Raw genomic sequence first — 17,366 nt, 5'->3', positions numbered from 1 at the left:
AGGACGAGGACGGCGGTGCCGGGCCCGCCGATGGGTCGCTGGGAATCGTCCATGGACTGTCTGCACCTCGCGGAGTCGCATCGCCGACGCGGCACCGCCCGCCGCGATCGCGCGGCGGGCGGTGCAGGGGTCAGCGTGCGGCGACGGTCTCCGCGGTCTCCGACGCGGTGGAGGTCTCGGCGGCGGCGCGGTCGGCGAGCCAGCGCTCGGCGTCGAGGGCGGCCTGGCAGCCGGAGCCGGCGGCCGTGATCGCCTGACGGTAGGTGTGGTCGACGACGTCGCCGGCGGCGAAGACGCCCTCCACCGAGGTGTAGGTCGAGCGACCCTGGCAGACGATGTAGCCCTGGTCGTCGAGCTCGAGCTTCCCGGTGAACAGTTCGGTGCGGGGCAGGTGACCGATGGCCTCGAACACGGCAGAGGTCGCGAGCTCGCGCTCCTCCCCGGTGACGGTGTCGCGCAGGGTCACGGACTCGACCTTGTCGCCGCCGTTGATGCTGACGAGCTCGCTGTTCCACGCGAACTGCAGCTTGGGGTCGGACTCCGCTCGTCGGCTCATGATCTTCGAGGCCCGCAGCTCGTCGCGGCGGTGGATGAGCGTGACGTTCTTGCCGAAGCGGGTGAGGAAGGTGGCCTCCTCGACGGCGCTGTCGCCGCCGCCGACCACGACGATGTCCTGGTCCTTGAAGAAGAAGCCGTCGCAGGTCGCGCACCAGCTGACGCCCTTGCCGGAGAGGCGCTCCTCGCCCTCCACGGAGAGCTTGCGGTAAGCGGAGCCGGTGGCGATGATCAGCGCCTTCGCCCGGTACACGGTGCCGTCGTCGAGCGTGGCGGTCTTGATCTCGCCCTCGAGGGAGACCTCGACGACGTCCTCGAGGATGACCTCGGCACCGAAGCGCTCGGCCTGCTCCTGCATGGTCGCCATGAGCTCAGGGCCCTGGATGCCCTCGGCGAAGCCGGGGAAGTTCTCGACGTCGGTCGTGGTCATGAGCGCGCCGCCGGCGTCGAGCGCCCCGGCGAGGACGATCGGCTTCATCTCGGCGCGGGCGGCGTAGATGGCGGCGGTGTAGCCGGCCGGTCCGGAGCCGACGATGACGACCTCGTGCACGGTGTCGTCCTGCACGGCGTCGACCGCGGGGGCGGCGTCGGCCTTCGGGGTGACGGAGCCGAGGATGTTCAGGGCCTGGATGGGCTGCGACATGGATGTCCTTCCGAGAACGGATGCCGGATCAGCGAGCCGGCGGAGTGCGTGCGATGTTCGTGAGGCGTGAGGCGTGAGGCGTGAGGCGTGACGCTGGGCCGTGGTGCGTGACGCGGGGCCGTGGTGCGCGGTCAGACGCTGCCGATCAGGACGGATCCCGACCAGAGCTGCTTGTCCGCGGCACCGGTGTCGTCACCGTTCCCGCAGGTCGGCAGGACGACCGTGACCTTCACGGTGCCCCCGGCCGCGCGGAGCGTGTCCCGGTCTCCCGGGCCGTAGACCAGCAGCCAGGCGGGCGTCTGCGCTGTTCCCCATGCGACCTCCTCCATGATCTGCACCGAGTCGGTGATGCCGAGCTCCGCCAGGCACTGCGCCGCGTCGAAGCTCGTCATCGGCTGGATGGCGCCGGTGTCGACCTGACGCTGCACCTCCGTGCCGAGGGTGCTGTCCGTGACAACGGGGAGACCGGACGAATTCTTCCCGGTGGTGCTCGTGGAGTCGACGGACGTGATGGCGCTGGAGCGGGTCGTCGTCGCGGTCTCGAGGGCGCCCGAGAGCTGCAGGCCGACGACTGCCGACAGCAGCAGCGCGATGACCAGCAGCGGAGCCGGGATCCCCAGCATGGTGGAGATCCGGGGCACCCCGCCTCGGCGGCGCTTCAGACGCGCCAGATGGGCATCCGCCGGCGAGATCATCCGACCTGGATCTCCGCGATGCGACCGCGATATCCGTCACCCTTGGAGTCCGAGGGCAGCTCGGAGATCCACAGCGCCACCCGGTTTGCCTCCACGGGCTCGTCGGGCTGGAGGGTCAGCGTGCCGTCGCCCGCGAAGGCTCCGGTCGCCAGGACGTCCCCGAGCGAGTCGTCGTCGTTGAGCGCGCGCAGCTCGATCGTGCCGCCGCTGTTGCGGGCGGTCGTCACGGTCACCGAGGTCAGCGTGGAGTCCTCCGCGAAGGTGAGCTTCAGGGCGGTGCCGTCCTTGAGCCCTCCGAACTGCGGGCTCTGGTAGATCTTCGTGGACCAGAAGGTCTCGGGGTCGCCGTCGGTGATGGTGCCCGTCTGCTCCGGGTGGTCGAGGTTGTCGCCGTTCGGGGAGAACTCCTCCACGCCGTCCAGCTGGGCGGCCGGCAGGGTGGGCTCCTCCGACGTCGGCTCCTCGGTCGTGGGCTCCTCCGTCGGCTCCGCCGAGGCGGTGGCCGACGGTTCGGCGGACTGCGTGGCCAGCGGGTTCTCGACCCGGTCGCGCAGGCCCGAGGTGATCGTCGAGACGGCGAAGACGAGGGCGACGATGACCAGCAGGACCGCACCGATGATGATCCACTGCGACTGCCGTGAGCGCTCCGCCGGCTGCGAGGGTCCGAGGGCGAAGGTGTCCGGGTCGCCGTTGTCGACGGCGACGCCGACGACCTCGCGGAACAGGGTGCTGCGGGAGGCCGTCGCCGGCGTCAGCCGGGTCTCCTCGTCCTCCGTGCTGGAGCGGGAGCGTCCGGGGACGAGGATGGGCCCGTCGGCCGCGTCGGGGGTCACCCGGTCGACGCGACCGGTGACCGCGACCGGTCCCGGCGGGGAGACGGCGGCCCCCTGGTGGATCACGGGCGCCGCCGGCTGCGCGGACGGGACGGGCTGAGCAGACGGGACGGGCTGAGCAGTCAGGAAGGGCTGGGCGGCGGACGGCGCCTGCGCGGGCGTCGTGTCGGCGGGCGTCGCCCCCTGCGCGCCCGGGGGCACGCTCGCCGGTGCCCCCTGCTGCGGTGCCCCCTGCTGCGGGGCCGACGGGACGGGCTGCCCGGTCGGCGCGGAGTGCGCGGGCGGGAACGGCTGCGCCGACGGAGCCAGCGGTCGTGCGGGAGCCGAGGCCGGATCCTGCCCCTGCCCGGCGGTGGCGAAGGAGACCGCGGCCGGGGCGGCCGACGGCGCGGACGGGACGACGGGATGCTGGCCGGTCTCGAGGTGGCCCGGGAAGGCGCTGCGGGTGCGACGCTGCGTGAGGTGCAGGTCGTCGACGAGAGCCCTCGCGTCCGCCGCGGAGGCGGCCGCGGCGTCGGCCGACGGCGGGGGCGTCGCAGCGCGCGCCTGGGCGGCGGAGGGCCGCAGCACGGTGTCCGCCGTGTCGGGTGCGGCCGCGAGGGGTGCGGAGGGCGACCCCGCGAGGGATCCGGAGGGCGAGCCCGCGAGGGAGCCGGAGGCGGCGTCGGCTCCGGGGCGGGGCCGCAGGACGGTGTCGGCGACGTCCGGTCCGTCGGCGGAGCTCGGCGGGCGATCCGTGTACGCCTGGAGGGTCACCGGGATCGACTGCCAGGGGGCGAGCGCGGCGACGAGGCCGCGCGTGGAGTCGGGCGCGTCCGCGCCGGCGCCGTTCAGGACGAGGTCGCACAGGAGGTCGAGGTCCTCGGGCAGGGGCGCGCCGAGCCGCACGGAGGGGCGGGGCACGCGGCCGGAGGCGTCGCGGCGCGGACCGTGGCCGGTCAGGCAGCGGTACAGGAGCGCGACGAGGGCGGAGGCGTCGTCGGACCCGGCGCCGTCGCTGCCCTCGAGGTCCGCGCGGGAGGCGGCCTCGACGCCGATGCCCAGCACCGTGACCTGCCCGGAGGCGGTGTCGACGAAGATGCGGTTGGAGTCCAGGAGCCGGTGGCGCAGGCCCCGTCGTCGGCCGACCTCGAGGCCGCTCGCGGCCTCGCCGATGATCGCGCGCGCCGTCTCCGGATGCAGGGGGCCGTGGCTGAGCATCGCGGCGAGCGGCGGCGACGTCGGCATCGGGTACTCGACGACGGTCGTCGTCGGCAGGCCGGAGCCGTCGGCCGGACCTCCGGCGGCCGGACCGGAGCCGTCGGCCGAGGGGGCGCCCTCGCCGGGAGCGCCGAGGACGAGCACGTCCTTCACCGGGAGGAGCCGGGGGTCCTCCACGAGGGCCGCGCGACGGACCGCGTCGGCGGTCTCGAGCGCCGTCGGCCCCCACACGATGAACAGGGCGACGGGTTCGCCCGTGCTCACCGAGCGCGCGCGCTGCCAGGCGGCGTCGGCCGCGACGCCGGACAGGGGGATGCCGCCCTCCAGAGTCCACCGGGAGAGCAGGGCATCCTGATGCGGAAAGCTGTTCACGGACCGTCCTTCTCCTCGTCCGGGCGGCGTGGAACCGCCTCGAGCGCTCTCCATGCTACGAGGTCCTGCCCCTCAGACGGCGGAGAGCCGTGCCGCCGAGTCCGATGACCCAGCGGACCTCGTCGACCTTCAGCAGCCAGCCGACGCCGAGGAACACTCCGGACATCACGACCCCGACCACCGCGCCGATCACGACCGCCATGCCGCGGTGCGACCAGATCAGATCGTCGGCCGCGAGCACCATCAGCGTCCCCACCAGCCAGGATGCGACCGTCGTGCCCAGCAGCCGGGCGCCCAGGACGAGGCCCTCCCGCAGCGGGGCCATCGGGGTCCCCCGCAGCGCGGACTGCCGGCGCAGGACCCACAGGCCCAGCAGCCAGGCCACCAGGTTCCCGAGGCTCGACACGCCCGCGGCGCTCACCGCCGCGTACCGCGGGTCGACCGCGAACAGGATGATCGGCACCGCGATCAGCGCGAGCACCGTGATGGGGATCTGCACCATGAACGGGGTGCGGGCATCCTCGTACGCGTAGAACACGCGCTTGACCAGGTACAGCGCCGCGAACGGCACGAGCCCCAGCATGTAGGCGACCAGGACGGTCCCGTTCGCGCGGGCCGCGATCTCGCCGGTGCCGCCGCCGATCACCCACATGATGGGCCCGGACAGCGCGATGAAGATCGCCGTGCACAGCAGCATCGGCATCGCGAGCAGGCGGTTGGTGCGCGCATAGCCGTCGAGCGCGGACCGGTGCGCCCCCTCGGCCGCATGCCGCGAGATCGCCGGGAAGGTCGCGGTGACCAGGGAGACCGCGATGATCCCCTGCGGGATCATGAACGCCAGATAGGCCCAGTCCAGGGACAGCAGCGCCGGATACCGCGCGGCCTCCTCGGGCCGGCCCTGCAGCTGCTCGGTCATCGCGACCGCACCGCCGGTGGACCAGCGCGCCGCCCACACGCCGATCTGGCCGAGGCCCAGCATCGCGAGGGTCCACAGGCCCAGCCGGCTGAGCTTGCCGAGCCCCAGGCCCCGCAGGCCCCAGGCGGGCCGCAGGCGCAGGTCGAGCCGCTTCACGTACCAGGTCAGGAACACGACCTGGGAGGCGGACCCGCCGACGTTGATCGCCGCGATCGCGATGATCATCCCGAGGGTCCACTGCGAGGGGTCGCCGGCGGCGCCCCACAGGCCCAGGAACAGCAGCGCACCGACGATCGCCACGAGGTTGTTGATGACCGGCGCCCACTGGTACGGCCCGAAGGAGTCATGGGCGTTCAGCAGCTGCCCGCACATCACGTACAGCGCCGAGAACAGGATCTGCGGCATCATCCAGTAGCCCATCTGGACCGCCAGCGCGTACGTCTCCGCGGGCAGGACGCCGCTGGTCAGCACCAGCAGCAGCGGGACCGCGACGATGCAGACGGCGGTGAGCGCCGCGGAGGCGGTCACGACCAGCGTCATGAGCTTCGAGATGTACTCGCTGCCGCGGTCCGGCTGCTTCACGGCGCGGACGATCGCGGGCACGAGGATCGCGTTCAGCGTGCCGCCGCCGACGAGCAGCCACACCGTGTTCGGCAGCGCGTTCGCGGCGCTGAAGGCGCTCGCGGCGGAGGTCGCCGATCCGGCGAGGACCATGCCGAACAGGTAGTTCCGCACGAAGCCGAGCAGGCGCGAGACCATCGAGCCCGACGCCATCAGGACGCTCGCCTGCATCAGGCGCGAGCGCGAGGACGGGGTCCCGCGCCGGCGATGCCGGGGGACGTGATGGGAGCGCAGCGTGCTGTCGTCGCTCATGGCCTCTCCTCCGGGGTCTCGGTCGGCGGGCTGTCGGGCGGTGGGATCTCGGTGGTCGGGGTCGGGGTCGGGGTCGGGGTCGCGGACGTCGGACTCTCGGAGGTCGTGGGCGGTGCGGGGCCGTCGTCGGCCTCCCCCGCGGGGCGGGATACGCCCGTCTCCGACAGCGCGACCGGGTCCTCGGGGCCGTGGACGGCCGGGGCGCGGGTCGAGGCGCCGACGCGGCGGGCGCGCAGCACGCCGACGACGACGAGCAGGCCCATGCCGACGACGAGCAGCATCGTCGTCCAGTTCTCCCAGGCCGGGTTCGCCGTCAGCGGCACCTCGACGGGATCGGTCAGGGTCCGGCCGTCCTCCGTGGTCAGGCGGGTGGTCAGGGTGACCGTGCCGTTGGCGATCGCCTCGACCGGCACCGTGGTCTCGACCCGGCCGTGGGCGGGGACGGTCACCACCGGCCGGTCCGTGATCTGCACGAGCGGACGGTCGGCCTCCACCGCGATGCGCACCGTGACCGAGGAGTCGAGATCGTTGGTGATGGTGATCGGGACGCCCGCCGCATCCGAGATCAGGTTGTAGCCCGAGGCGGGCACGACGTGCAGGGCGTCGAAGAGCTCCGCGGTCTCGGCCGCGGCCGCCGCCGCACGGTCCGCGCCGGCCTGCGGCTCCTCCAGCAGGGCCGACGAGACGGAGGTCAGCAGCGCCCGACGCGCGGGCTCGAGCGAGGAGGCGTCCTCCATCGTCGAGGCGAGCAGGTCGAGGCTGTCCCAGGTGCCCTCGACGGCCGCGACGAGGCTCCGGTCGACATGCTCGGCACCCGCCTCCGCGGCCGCGGACTCGTCGAGATGCGCGGGCAGGCCGTCGGCGCCGACGGCCGACGGCACGACCTCCTCGGGGCCGACCTCCGCGGTCCCGAAGAGACCGCCGTCCTCGGAGAGGGCGTCGGTCGTGATCCCGTCCTCCGCGGCGGCGTCGAGCAGATCGGCGGTGCTGCCCTCCGTGATCCACGGGGCCTCGTCGAAGGCGTCGAGGGCGGCGGCCACGGCGTCCGCGTCGAGACCGGCGAGGGTGGGGGTGCTGAGCAGCAGGTGCCGCGGCGCCGTCGCGTACTCCGAGGCGACGGTCGCGGTCTCGGCGAGCATCCGCTGCACGACGAGCTCGGCGTCCGCGTCGGAGGTCAGGGAGGACAGCTGGGCGGAGAGCCCCGAGTCCGGGGCCAGCAGCGTCAGCGGGTCGGCATCCTCGGAGGACCGGTAGACGGTCGCCGAGCTGGGGGTGACGGTCGAGGCGAGGTCGGTGCGGATCGAGGCCGACGGGACGATCACGGCCTCGGCGCCCGCCGCGGACGCCGTCTCGAGGGCATCCGCATCGGCCGCGGCGCCGTCGACGGAGAGGGCTGTGAGCTGCGGCGACACTCCCGTGGACGCCCAGGTCGCCTCGGCGCGGTCGGTGAGGACGGACAGGAGGTCGTCGGCCCCGGCGCTCTCGAGGCCCTCGACATCGGCCCGGGCGTAGGGCATGGCGAGCACGGTCCGGTCGCCGACGGCCGCGACCAGCTGGTCGGCGATCTGCGCCGAGAGCGCGTCCTCGGAATAGACCGTCGGGCCATCGGACGCATCGCCCTCGCCGCTGTCGCCCTCGCCGTCGGTGCCGTCCTCGCCGTCCGTGTCACCCTCGCCGTCGGTGCCGCCGTCGCCGGCCGCCTCGCCGGACTCACCGGATGCGTCGTCGGCGCCCCCGGCGTCGGAGGCACCGCCCGCGTCGGAGGCGAGCGAGTCGTCTCCGGACCCGTCGTCCGTGCTGCCGCCGGCCTCCTCGCCGGTGCCATCGGCGGAACCGTCGCCGGTGCCCTCGTCGGTGTCGGTGTCGGTGTCGGTGCCGTCGCCGGAGCCGGTGGTGCTCTCGGCCGTGATCGGCGGGTCCAGGAGGGCCGGGTCGAGCCACCAGTCGACGTCGTCGCGCGGGGCGAGGGCGAGCACCGTCGCGAGGGCCCCGTTCTCGGCGGAGGCCGCCAGGGCATCGGGGTCGACGACCGCCGCTCCCGGATCCTCGGCGGCGACGGGCAGCAGCACGGACTGCGTGATCGCGTCCGTCGCGCCTGAGGGCCGCCACACCACGAAGGTGCGCAGCGAGGCGACGGCCTCGCCCGCGACGGAGGTCCTCGTCCCGCCGCTCGTGCCGTCGACGGCGGTGCCGGCGCCGGAGGCGTCGTCCGCGGCGGATGCGCTCTCGGAGTCCGTCGAGCCGTCGGTGTCGTCGGCCTCGACCGTCACGAGCTCGCCGGTCACGACCGTCAGCGAGATGCGGCGGGTGCCCCAGTAGTAGGACTCGGCGGAGAAGCCGAGGTCGTCGGCGGCGACGGACACGGTCAGCTGCGCCGTCGCGCCGGGGGCGATCCTGCCGGAGGGGTCGGAGACGGCGGCGGCCTCGCCGACCTCGTCGGGCCCCGTCGCCTCCTGCCACTGGGCGATGGTGGTGCGATCGGTGACGCGCGAGCTGCGGGTGCGCAGCTCGAGTGCGGCCGCCTCGATCGGCTGCGACGAGGTGTTGGTCACGGCGACGACGGCGGTGAGGGTGCCTCCCGGGGCGAGGGAGGTCGGATCCAGGGACACGAGGTCGAGCGCGACGGGGGCGTCGTCAGAGCTCGCAGTCCCGTGGTCGGCCTCCCCATCATCCGGCGCCGCCGGACTCGCGACCGTGCCCGATGCGGCTGTGACCTGCGTGTTCACCGATGCCATCGCGCTCGGTGCGAGCGCCGGCACGAGCCCTCCCGCGAGCGCCGGGCCCGCGAGCATCAGGAACGCCAGCAGGACCGCGAGGAGCGGACGCGACGGCGACAGGGGCGTGGGCATGGGGACACTGTAAGCGGCCGCTACCGTAGAGGACCTGCGTGCCGTCTCCCGAGCCGGACGGCCCGCGGCCCGCCCCCTTCGCGCCCCGAGGATCGCCCGTGACCGAGCCTGCCGCCCCCTCCGCCGAGAGCACCCCCGACCCCGCCGTCGGATCCGTCGATGCCGCTGGCGACCCGGCCGTCGATGCCGCCGCCGACCCGGCCGCCGAGGCCGCCCGGCGGCTCGAGATCGCCCGCACCCGCGCGACCTCCATGTTCGAGGCGCTGCCGGAGGAGATCCATGATCTCGGCCGCCGCTTCGAGGCCGCCGGCCATGAGCTGGCCCTGGTGGGCGGGCCCGTGCGCGACGCCGTGCTGGGCCGGTCGAGCGCCGACCTCGACTTCACGACCTCCGCGCGCCCCGAGCAGACCGAGGCGATCCTGCGCACCTGGACCCGCGACGGCGGCATCTGGGACATGGGCCGCGAGTTCGGCACCCTCGGCGGCATCCGCGACGGGGTGAAGGTCGAGATCACCACCTACCGGACCGAGTCCTACGATCCCTCGAGCCGGAAGCCGCAGGTCGCCTACGGCGACACCCTCGAGGGCGATCTCTCGCGGCGCGACTTCACGGTCAACGCGATGGCGGTGCGGATCCCGTCCCTCGAGCTCGTCGACCCCTTCGACGGCCTCTCCGATCTCGCCAAGGGGGTGCTGCGCACCCCTGTCGCCCCCGAGCAGTCCTTCGACGACGACCCGCTGCGGATGATGCGCGCGGTCCGCTTCGTCGCGCAGCTCGACATCCGCATCGAGCCGCTGACCGCCGCCGCGATCGCCGACCTCGCCGAGCGCATCACCATCGTCTCGGCGGAGCGGGTCCGCGAGGAGCTCACCAAGCTCCTGCTGGGCGTCGCCCCCCGCCGCGGCCTCGAGCTCATGGTCGAGCTGGGCCTCGCCGACCACGTGCTGCCCGAGCTGCCCGGCATGCGCCTCACGCTCGACGAGCACCACCGCCACAAGGACGTCTACGAGCACTCGCTGACGGTCCTCGAGCAGGCGATCGACCTCGAGAGCCCGGCCGGCAGCGGCGGCCCCTGCGAGGGCCCCGACCTGATCCTGCGCCTGGCCGCGCTCCTCCACGACATCGGCAAGCCCGCGACCCGCCGCTTCGAGGAGGGCGGGGCCGTGACCTTCCGCTTCCACGAGACCGTGGGTGCGAAGATGGCGGCGAAGCGGATGCGCGCGCTGACCTTCGACAAGGACACCACGAAGAAGGTCGCCCGCCTCGTCGAGCTCCACCTGCGCTTCCACGGCTACGCGGACGCGCCCTGGACCGACTCCGCCGTGCGCCGCTATGTCGCCGACGCCGGCGACCTGCTCGAGCATCTGCATCGGCTCACGCGGGCCGACGTCACCACGCGCAACCGCCGCAAGGCCCGCCACCTCTCCCGCTCCTACGACGACCTCGAGCAGCGCATCGCCGAGCTCGCCGAGCAGGAGGAGATCGACCGGATCCGCCCCGACCTCGACGGGAACCGGATCATGCAGATCCTCGGTCTCGCGCCCGGGCGCGAGGTCGGCCAGGCCTACCAGCATCTGCTCGAGCTGCGGATGGAGCACGGCCCGCTCGGCGAGGAGCGCGCCGAGGCGGAGCTGCGCGCCTGGTGGGAGGCTCGCTCGACGGGGACCGCGGAGGGCTGATCCGCGGCCGCTGCGATCCGTGTCGCGGCGGACGTGAGGGAGATGTGAGGGTCCGCGGCCTGACGTGGACACCGTGTGTCCTTCGCCGCCGCCGCGTTCCGGACACAGGTCCGTCTGCTCATACTTATGGGTCGCCCCGCCGCCCGGCGGGCGCCGCCCGCCGCCTTCCGGCGGGCCCGTCCGTGCCCCCGACGCACCAGGAGCAGCAGTCATGAGCGATTCCGGACGCTCGTCGCGGCGATCGAACCGATCGTCGAACGGCGGAGCACGCCGCGCGGCCGGAGTGCGCCGCACGCAGGGCCCGTCGGCGACCCGATCCGCCGCGAGCTCCTCGTCGTCCGCGCAGCCGCCGTCGAAGCACACCTCGCGCACGGCCCGCACCGGCGGAGCCGGGGCGGGCACGAGCCGCAGCGCCAGCGCCTCCTCGTCCTCCGCCGGGAGCCGGTCGGCGGCACCGGCGGCGAGGGCGTCGGCCGCGAGCGGCGGCCGCTCGACGAACCGCACCTCGGTCAACGCCCGCCACGCCGGGACCGGCGCCGCCGGGTCCCGCACGGCCGCCGCATCGACCTCCCGCGCCGCCGCGGGGTCGCGCGGCCGGAAGCAGAAGCAGGCGCCGAAGAACTTCCTGAACTACCCGCGCGCCAACGCGCGCAACCCCTGGCGCTGGATCCCCTCGCTGCGGATGATCGTCGGCGCGATGGCGCTGTTCGTGCTCGCGGGGCTCGGCGCGACCGTCTGGCTGTACAACACCACCGATGTGCCCGAGGCCTCCGACTTCGCGCTCGCGCAGACCACCCGCGTCTACTACTCCGACGGCGAGACGGAGCTGGGCCACTTCAGCGACATCAACCGCACCGTCATCGACGACGACGACATCCCCGACAACATCAAGGATGCCGTCGTCGCGAGCGAGGACTCGACGTTCTACGAGAACCGCGGCATCTCCCCGAAGGGCATCATCCGCGCCCTCGTCAACAACTTCTCCGGCGGCTCCCGCCAGGGCGGCTCGACGATCACCCAGCAGTACGTCGAGCGCTACTACACCGGCACGAACACCTCCTACTTCGGCAAGGTCCAGGAGATGTTCATGGCGATCAAGATCGACCAGCAGCTGTCGAAGGACGAGATCCTCTCCGGCTACCTCAACACCATCTACTTCGGCCGCGGCGCCTATGGCGTCCAGGAGGCCGCCCAGGCGTACTTCGGCAAGGACGCCGCCGACCTCACCGACGCGGAGGCCGCCCTCCTGGTCGCGGTGATCCCCGGCCCGTCGATCTACGATCCCGCGGTCAACGCCGAGAAGGCCTCGGAGCTGTGGACCCGCGTCATCGAGCGCCAGGTCAACGACACCGGCTTCCTGACCGCCGCCGAGGCCGACGCGCTCGAGTTCCCCGAGACGGTCGCGACCACCACCTCGAACTCGCTCGGCGGGACCGACGGCTACCTGATCATGGCCGTCAAGAACACGCTCCTGAACCAGGGCTACACCGAGGACGAGCTCAACACCGGCGGCTACACGATCGTCTCGACCTTCGACAAGGACGTGCAGCAGGCCACGGTCGACGGCGTCGAGGGGATCGGCGAGCGTCCCGAGCGCAACCGCGTCGGCACCGTCACCATCGATCCCTCGACGGGCGCCGTGCGCGGGATGTACGGCGGTGCGGACTACGTCACGCAGTCGATCAACGACGCCTCGCAGTCCAAGATGCAGGGCGGCTCGACGTTCAAGGCGTTCACGCTCGTGGCCGCCCTCGAGGACGGCTATCCGCTGACCACCCGGCTGAACGGGAACTCGCCGCAGACGTACTACGACGGCACCTGGACGGTCAACAACTTCAGCTCCACCAGCTACGGCCGGATCACCCTCTCGAAGGCGACCACGCACTCGGTCAACACCGCGTACGCGGAGCTGAACATCGACATCGGCCCCGAGCGCACGCAGGAGACCGCGGTGACGCTCGGCCTGCCCGAGGACACCACGGGCCTGAACGCCGAGGCCTCCAACGTGCTGGGCACCGCCTCGCCGACGGTCATGAACATGGCCGAGGCGTACGCGACGATCGCCTCCGGCGGCATCCACCACGACCCCTACTACATCGAGAAGGTCGTCGCCTCCGACGGGTCCGTCGACTTCGAGCACGAGGACGACGGCGAGCAGGTCATCTCCGAGGAGGTCGCCACCAACGCGACCGTCGCGCTCCAGGGGCCGCCCTCGACGGGCTCCGCCGACGATCTCGTCGACATGATGGACGGGCGCGAGGTCGCCGGCAAGACCGGCACCTCGGAGAGCTTCCGCTCGGCCTGGTTCGTCGGCTACACGCCGCAGCTGGTGACCGCGGTCGGCATGTTCCAGCCCTCCGAGGACGGCAGCACCGAGGAGCCGCTCACCGCCTGGGGCGGCTACACCAACATCACCGGCGGCTCCTATCCGACGGCGATCTGGGGCGGCATCATGTCCCAGGCCCTCGCGGGCGAGGAGCAGATCGACTTCGCCGACGAGGTGGACCTCCCCAACGAGCGCGTCGTCGAGACGCCGACGACGTCCGCTCCGAGGACCTCCGAGCCCACGCAGGAGACGACGACGGAGGCCACCCAGGAGCCCACCGAGGAGCCCAGCGAGGAGGCCACCACGGAGCCCGAGCCCGAGGTCACCACCGAGCCTGAGCCCGAGGTCACCGAGGAGCCCACCCAGCAGGAGACCACCGAGCCCGAGGACGACGGCGGATGGGACGACGGATCCGGCGACGGCGACGACAGCTCGAACAGCGGCAGCTCAGGGAACTCCGGCAACTCAGGGAACTCCGGCAACTCGGGAAACTCGGGGAACTCGGGGAGCAGCGGCGGGAGCTCCGGGAACAGCGGTGATGGCGGCTCGACCTCCGGCGGCGGCGACAGCGGCTCGAGCGGCGGGTCCGGCGACGGGTCCTCGAGCGGCGGCGACTCGGGCACCGCGGCCGGCGACGGCTCCGGCCAGACCACCGGGGGCTGACGCCCGGGCGGCCGACCCTCGTCGGCCGCCCCTCGGCCGCCCCTCGGCCGCCCGCCGGCGGTCAGTCGGCGAGGATGCGCTCCCACCAGCCCAGGACGGCCTCGAAGCGCTCGATGCGATGGCGGGGCCGTCCGCTGCGGGTGAGCTCGTGGTCCTCGCCGGGGAAGATCAGCATCTCGGCGTCGACGCCCGCGCGGCGCAGCGCCGCGTAGTAGCGCGTCCCCTGCTCGAGGGGGCAGCGGAGATCCTGCTCCGCATGGATCACGAGGGTGGGCGTGCGCACCTGGTCGGCGATCGCGAAGGCGCTCTGGCGGGCGATGTCCTCGGCGGAGGTGCCGATGTACTCGTCGCCGAAGTAGCTGCCGATGTCGCTGGTCCCCTGGAAGCTCAGCGGATCCAGGAAGCCCCGCTCGACGATCGCGCCGCGGAAGCGGTGGTCGTGGGCGATCGTCCAGGCGGTGAGGTAGCCGCCGTAGGAGCCGCCCATGATGCCCAGGCGCTCGGCGTCGAGGCGGCCGTCGTCGGCCAGCGCGCCCTCGAGCAGGTCGAGGACGTCGTCGGCGTCGACGGTGCCGAAGCCGCGCCGGACCGCGCGGCCGTGCTCGCGGCCGTAGCCCGCGGACCCGCGGGGATTGCCGTACACGACCGCGAAGCCGGCGGCGACGAGGGTCTGGACCTCGTCGAACAGGGAGACGCCGTAGGCGGCGTGCGGGCCCCCGTGGATCAGCAGGATCGTCGGGAACGGGCCCTCGCCCTCGGGCGCGGCCACCCAGCCGTGCACCGGGTATCCCGAGCGTCCGGTCAGCTCGAGCTCCGTCGGCGCGGCCAGCTCGACGCCGTCCAGCGCCGCGCCCATGTCCACGAGGGTCCGCGCGGCGGCACGACCGTCGGCCGCGGATCCGACCGGCTCGCCGGCCGCGGATCCGGCCGGCGGCGCGTCCGCGGCCGGGAGGGGCAGGTCCAGGAGGTCGAGGCGTCCCGGCGAGGCCGGCGCCGTGAGCGCGGCGAGGATGCGGTCGCCGTCGGAGGTGCGCACGGCATCGATGCCCGTGACCTGCACGTCGCCGTCCAGGATCGTCGCGGTAGTCCCCGCGCGGTCGACGCGCAGCAGGTGCGTGCGGCCCCGCGAGAGGAGGCCGACGAGCACGTCCTCGTCGAGGGCGACGGGACCGATGCCCGTGCCGCCCACCTCGTGGACCGCGGGATCGGTGAGCCGGCGGGGCGCCGTGAAGCCCGGGATCGGGGCGTCCTCGGCGTCGGTCGGCTCGAGGATCCAGAGCGCCGTGTCGGGCGCGACGAAGTTCCGCCCCTCGGCGGGGGTCGAGGCGAGCAGCAGGATCGCGCCGTCGGGCGCGACGGCGAGCGAGGAGATCGCGAAGCCGTCCTCGGCATCGAGCAGGATCGTCTCCTCCTCCCCGTCGAGCGGGATCGACACGAGCTGGTTGCGCAGGTCCCGGCGGTCGGTCTCGAACTCCTCGCGGATCGCGAGCACCGCCCAGCCGTCGGCGGTGAAGACGGCCGACGAGTGCTCGGCGCCCTCCTCGGTCAGCTGCAGCGGCTCGGTGGGCAGGAGGGCGGGGGACGCCGGCGTGCCGTCGGGCTGCGGGGCCGACGCGTAGGCGGGCTCATCCTCGAGGGACGGGACGTCCAGCACGAACACCTGCGTGGTGCGGTCGGTCGCGTAGCCGAGGCCGTTGGCCTGCCAGCGGACCGTCGTGATGCGGCGCGGGGACTCCGCGGCGGCGGCGAGCCCCTCGACGCTCCCGTAGCGGCCCGCCTCGGGCACCCGGGCGAGCATGACCAGCTGCGAGGCGTCGGGCGCCCAGCGGAAGGCGGAGACGCCCAGCGGCTCGTCCGTCAGCCGCAGCGGCTCGCCGCCGCGGGCGTCGAGCAGGTGCAGCTGCGGGCGGTCGCGGTCGTCGGGGCGCAGGAAGGCGATGGTCTCGCCGTCGGGCGAGACCTGCGGCGCGGTGTCGTGGACGCCGCGGGTCAGCCGGCGCGGCGCGGGACGATCGTCGGACGCCTCGGGACCGGCGGATCCGGCGGGACCGGCGGCGGGCAGGTCAGTCCGCCAGATCTGGCCGACGGCGCGATCGGCGCGCAGGTCGGGGCGGGAGGACGCATGGACGGCGAAGGAGCCGTCGGGGGCGAGGGACGGGCGCGAGAGAGCGGTGAGCAGCTCGATGTCGGTGGGCTCCATGGCGGCACGCTATCCGCCTGTGATCCCCCGCGCACGTCCACAGGGGCCCTGGCCGGTACGCGTGTCGCCGGGTAGGGTTGGACGGTCCGTGACATGCGCCGCCGGCGCAGCGCCGCGGACGGCATGAACCCTCCTGCCACGGAGAGACCGTGGCCGCAGAGACCACAGGAGGTGGGTACCAGAACATGCGCGCTTACGAAATGGTCGTCATCCTCGACCCGTCCGTCGATGAGCGGACCGTCAGCGGGACCTTCGAGAAGCTCGTCCAGGTCGTTCCGACCGAGGGCGGCACCATCGACAACGTCGACGTCTGGGGCAAGCGGAAGTTCGCCTACGAGATCGACAAGAAGTCCGAGGGCATCTACATCGTCCTGAACTTCACCGCGGAGCCCGCCACCGCCCAGGAGCTCGACCGCCAGCTCGGCCTCAACGAGTCCGTCCTGCGCACCAAGCTCATGCGAGCCGAGTCCAAGTGATCGTCGGGGGCGCCGCGTCGCAGTGCGGCAGGGCGCCCCGCACCTCGCCCGTCGCCTGAGGCGCGGGCACCATCGCCGGTCGCGCCCCCTCGGGCGGCGACCGACCCGCACCACCCATCCGACCTCGGAGCACAGGAGCATCCATGGCGAATGACACCGTCATCACGGTGATCGGCAACCTCACCGCCGACCCCGAGCTGCGTTTCACGCAGTCCGGGCTGGCAGTGGCGTCGTTCACCGTCGCGTCGACCCCCCGCACCTTCGACCGTCAGGCGAACGAGTGGAAGGACGGCGAGGCCCTGTTCCTGCGCTGCTCGATCTGGCGCGACGCCGCGGAGAACGTGGCGGAGTCGCTCGAGAAGGGCTCGCGCGTCATCGTGCAGGGCCGTCTCAAGCAGCGCTCCTACCAGGACCGCGAGGGCAACCAGCGCACGTCCATCGAGCTCGACGTCGAGGAGGTCGGCGCGGCCCTCCGCTACGCCACCGCGAAGCCCGTCAAGGTGCAGCGCGGCGGCGGGGGCGGCGGACGCGGCGGCTTCGGCGGCGGCCAGCAGGGCGGCGGCTACGGCGCCCAGCAGGGCGGCCAGCAGGGCGGCGGCTACGGCGGCGCCCCGCAGGGCGGTGGCCAGGGCGGCTACGGCGGCGGCGCACCCCAGGGTGCGGGCGCCGACCCGTGGGCCGGCGGCGGCAACCAGGGCGGGTACGACGACCCGCCCTTCTGATCGGCGACGGGGGCGTCGCGCCGTGCATCGCACGCGCCGCTGACCCCGCACCGCATCATCGACAACATCAATCCATCCCGGGTGCATGCCCGGGCTCCCTTTAGGAAGAAGGAGCACCACGATGGCTAAGCCTGTTCTTCGCAAGCCGAAGAAGAAGCAGAACCCGCTGAAGGCCGCAGGCCTCGAGACGGTCGACTACAAGGATGCTGCGCTGCTGCGCAAGTTCATCTCCGACCGAGGAAAGATCCGCGCCCGTCGGGTCACCGGCGTGTCCGTCCAGGAGCAGCGCAAGATCGCCAAGGCCGTGAAGAACGCCCGCGAGATCGCCCTGCTGCCCTACTCGACCTCCGGTCGCTGAGCGAGG

Annotated in this window: 11 protein-coding genes; 5 read left to right on the top strand and 6 right to left on the bottom strand. The window is 73.3% G+C overall.

All coding sequences use genetic code 11. From position 1 onward, the window contains the following. Positions 1–130 precede the first annotated feature (130 nt). From trxB to ACXET9_RS12910, 5 genes are all read right to left on the bottom strand, one after another. Positions 131–1,198, bottom strand: a complete 1,068-nt coding sequence (gene trxB / locus ACXET9_RS12930; protein WP_457887043.1) for a thioredoxin-disulfide reductase — start codon at positions 1,196–1,198, stop codon at positions 131–133. A gap of 131 nt (positions 1,199–1,329) precedes the next feature. Next, positions 1,330–1,839 carry a hypothetical protein gene (locus tag ACXET9_RS12925; protein WP_457887042.1) on the bottom strand — a complete coding sequence of 170 codons (510 nt, stop codon included), beginning with the start codon at positions 1,837–1,839 and terminating at the stop codon, positions 1,330–1,332. Between the two features lie 50 nt (positions 1,840–1,889). Beyond that, on the bottom strand, positions 1,890–4,298 hold the full coding sequence (locus ACXET9_RS12920) for a hypothetical protein (protein WP_457887041.1): 2,409 nt from the start codon (positions 4,296–4,298) through the stop codon (positions 1,890–1,892). A gap of 55 nt (positions 4,299–4,353) precedes the next feature. Further along, positions 4,354–6,087 (bottom strand): murein biosynthesis integral membrane protein MurJ, encoded by a 1,734-nt coding sequence (gene murJ / locus ACXET9_RS12915; protein WP_457887040.1) that lies wholly within the window; start codon positions 6,085–6,087, stop codon positions 4,354–4,356. Then, positions 6,084–8,936, bottom strand: coding sequence for a DUF6049 family protein (locus tag ACXET9_RS12910; protein WP_457887039.1), 2,853 nt, complete (start codon positions 8,934–8,936; stop codon positions 6,084–6,086). The genes murJ and ACXET9_RS12910 overlap by 4 nt, the downstream gene beginning before the upstream one ends. A 251-nt stretch (positions 8,937–9,187) precedes the next feature. On the opposite strand from ACXET9_RS12910, the gene ACXET9_RS12905 reads away from it, so the two are divergent. Together ACXET9_RS12905 and ACXET9_RS12900 are read left to right on the top strand one after the other, a co-directional pair. Beyond that, positions 9,188–10,615 carry a CCA tRNA nucleotidyltransferase gene (locus ACXET9_RS12905; protein ID WP_457887095.1) on the top strand — a complete coding sequence of 476 codons (1,428 nt, stop codon included), beginning with the start codon at positions 9,188–9,190 and terminating at the stop codon, positions 10,613–10,615. Positions 10,616–10,826: 211 nt separating this feature from the next. Beyond that, positions 10,827–13,604, top strand: coding sequence for a transglycosylase domain-containing protein (locus ACXET9_RS12900; protein ID WP_457887037.1), 2,778 nt, complete (start codon positions 10,827–10,829; stop codon positions 13,602–13,604). A 61-nt stretch (positions 13,605–13,665) separates the two neighbouring features. Here the strand turns inward: ACXET9_RS12900 and ACXET9_RS12895 are convergent, their stop codons facing one another. Beyond that, a complete protein-coding gene (locus ACXET9_RS12895; protein ID WP_457887036.1) occupies positions 13,666–15,804 on the bottom strand; it encodes a S9 family peptidase in 2,139 nt (712 codons plus the stop codon). Positions 15,805–15,989: 185 nt separating this feature from the next. On the opposite strand from ACXET9_RS12895, the gene rpsF reads away from it, so the two are divergent. From rpsF to rpsR, 3 genes are all read left to right on the top strand, one after another. Further along, positions 15,990–16,280, top strand: coding sequence for a 30S ribosomal protein S6 (gene rpsF, locus ACXET9_RS12890; RefSeq protein WP_457887035.1), 291 nt, complete (start codon positions 15,990–15,992; stop codon positions 16,278–16,280). A gap of 143 nt (positions 16,281–16,423) precedes the next feature. Beyond that, entirely contained in the window at positions 16,424–17,002 is a 579-nt protein-coding gene (locus ACXET9_RS12885; protein WP_457887033.1) for a single-stranded DNA-binding protein, read from the top strand. Between the two features lie 121 nt (positions 17,003–17,123). Next, on the top strand, positions 17,124–17,360 hold the full coding sequence (rpsR, locus tag ACXET9_RS12880) for a 30S ribosomal protein S18 (RefSeq protein ID WP_010533203.1): 237 nt from the start codon (positions 17,124–17,126) through the stop codon (positions 17,358–17,360). Positions 17,361–17,366: the final 6 nt, after the last annotated feature.

It is taken from the genome of Brachybacterium netajii (SeqCode) (genome assembly GCF_054114245.1).
This window is presented reverse-complemented; position numbering and strand designations above follow the sequence as displayed.

Excerpts from the sequence above, each read along its gene's own strand:
- murJ (WP_457887040.1), bottom strand. The coding sequence starts at position 6,087 with ATGAGCGACGACAGCACGCTGCGCTCCCATCACGTCCCCCGGCATCGC.
- ACXET9_RS12895 (WP_457887036.1), bottom strand. The coding sequence starts at position 15,804 with ATGGAGCCCACCGACATCGAGCTGCTCACCGCTCTCTCGCGCCCGTCC.
- trxB (WP_457887043.1), bottom strand. The coding sequence starts at position 1,198 with ATGTCGCAGCCCATCCAGGCCCTGAACATCCTCGGCTCCGTCACCCCG.
- ACXET9_RS12885 (WP_457887033.1), top strand. The coding sequence starts at position 16,424 with ATGGCGAATGACACCGTCATCACGGTGATCGGCAACCTCACCGCCGAC.
- ACXET9_RS12905 (WP_457887095.1), top strand. The coding sequence starts at position 9,188 with ATGTTCGAGGCGCTGCCGGAGGAGATCCATGATCTCGGCCGCCGCTTC.
- rpsF (WP_457887035.1), top strand. The coding sequence starts at position 15,990 with ATGCGCGCTTACGAAATGGTCGTCATCCTCGACCCGTCCGTCGATGAG.
- ACXET9_RS12910 (WP_457887039.1), bottom strand. The coding sequence starts at position 8,936 with ATGCCCACGCCCCTGTCGCCGTCGCGTCCGCTCCTCGCGGTCCTGCTG.
- rpsR (WP_010533203.1), top strand. The coding sequence starts at position 17,124 with ATGGCTAAGCCTGTTCTTCGCAAGCCGAAGAAGAAGCAGAACCCGCTG.
- ACXET9_RS12900 (WP_457887037.1), top strand. The coding sequence starts at position 10,827 with ATGAGCGATTCCGGACGCTCGTCGCGGCGATCGAACCGATCGTCGAAC.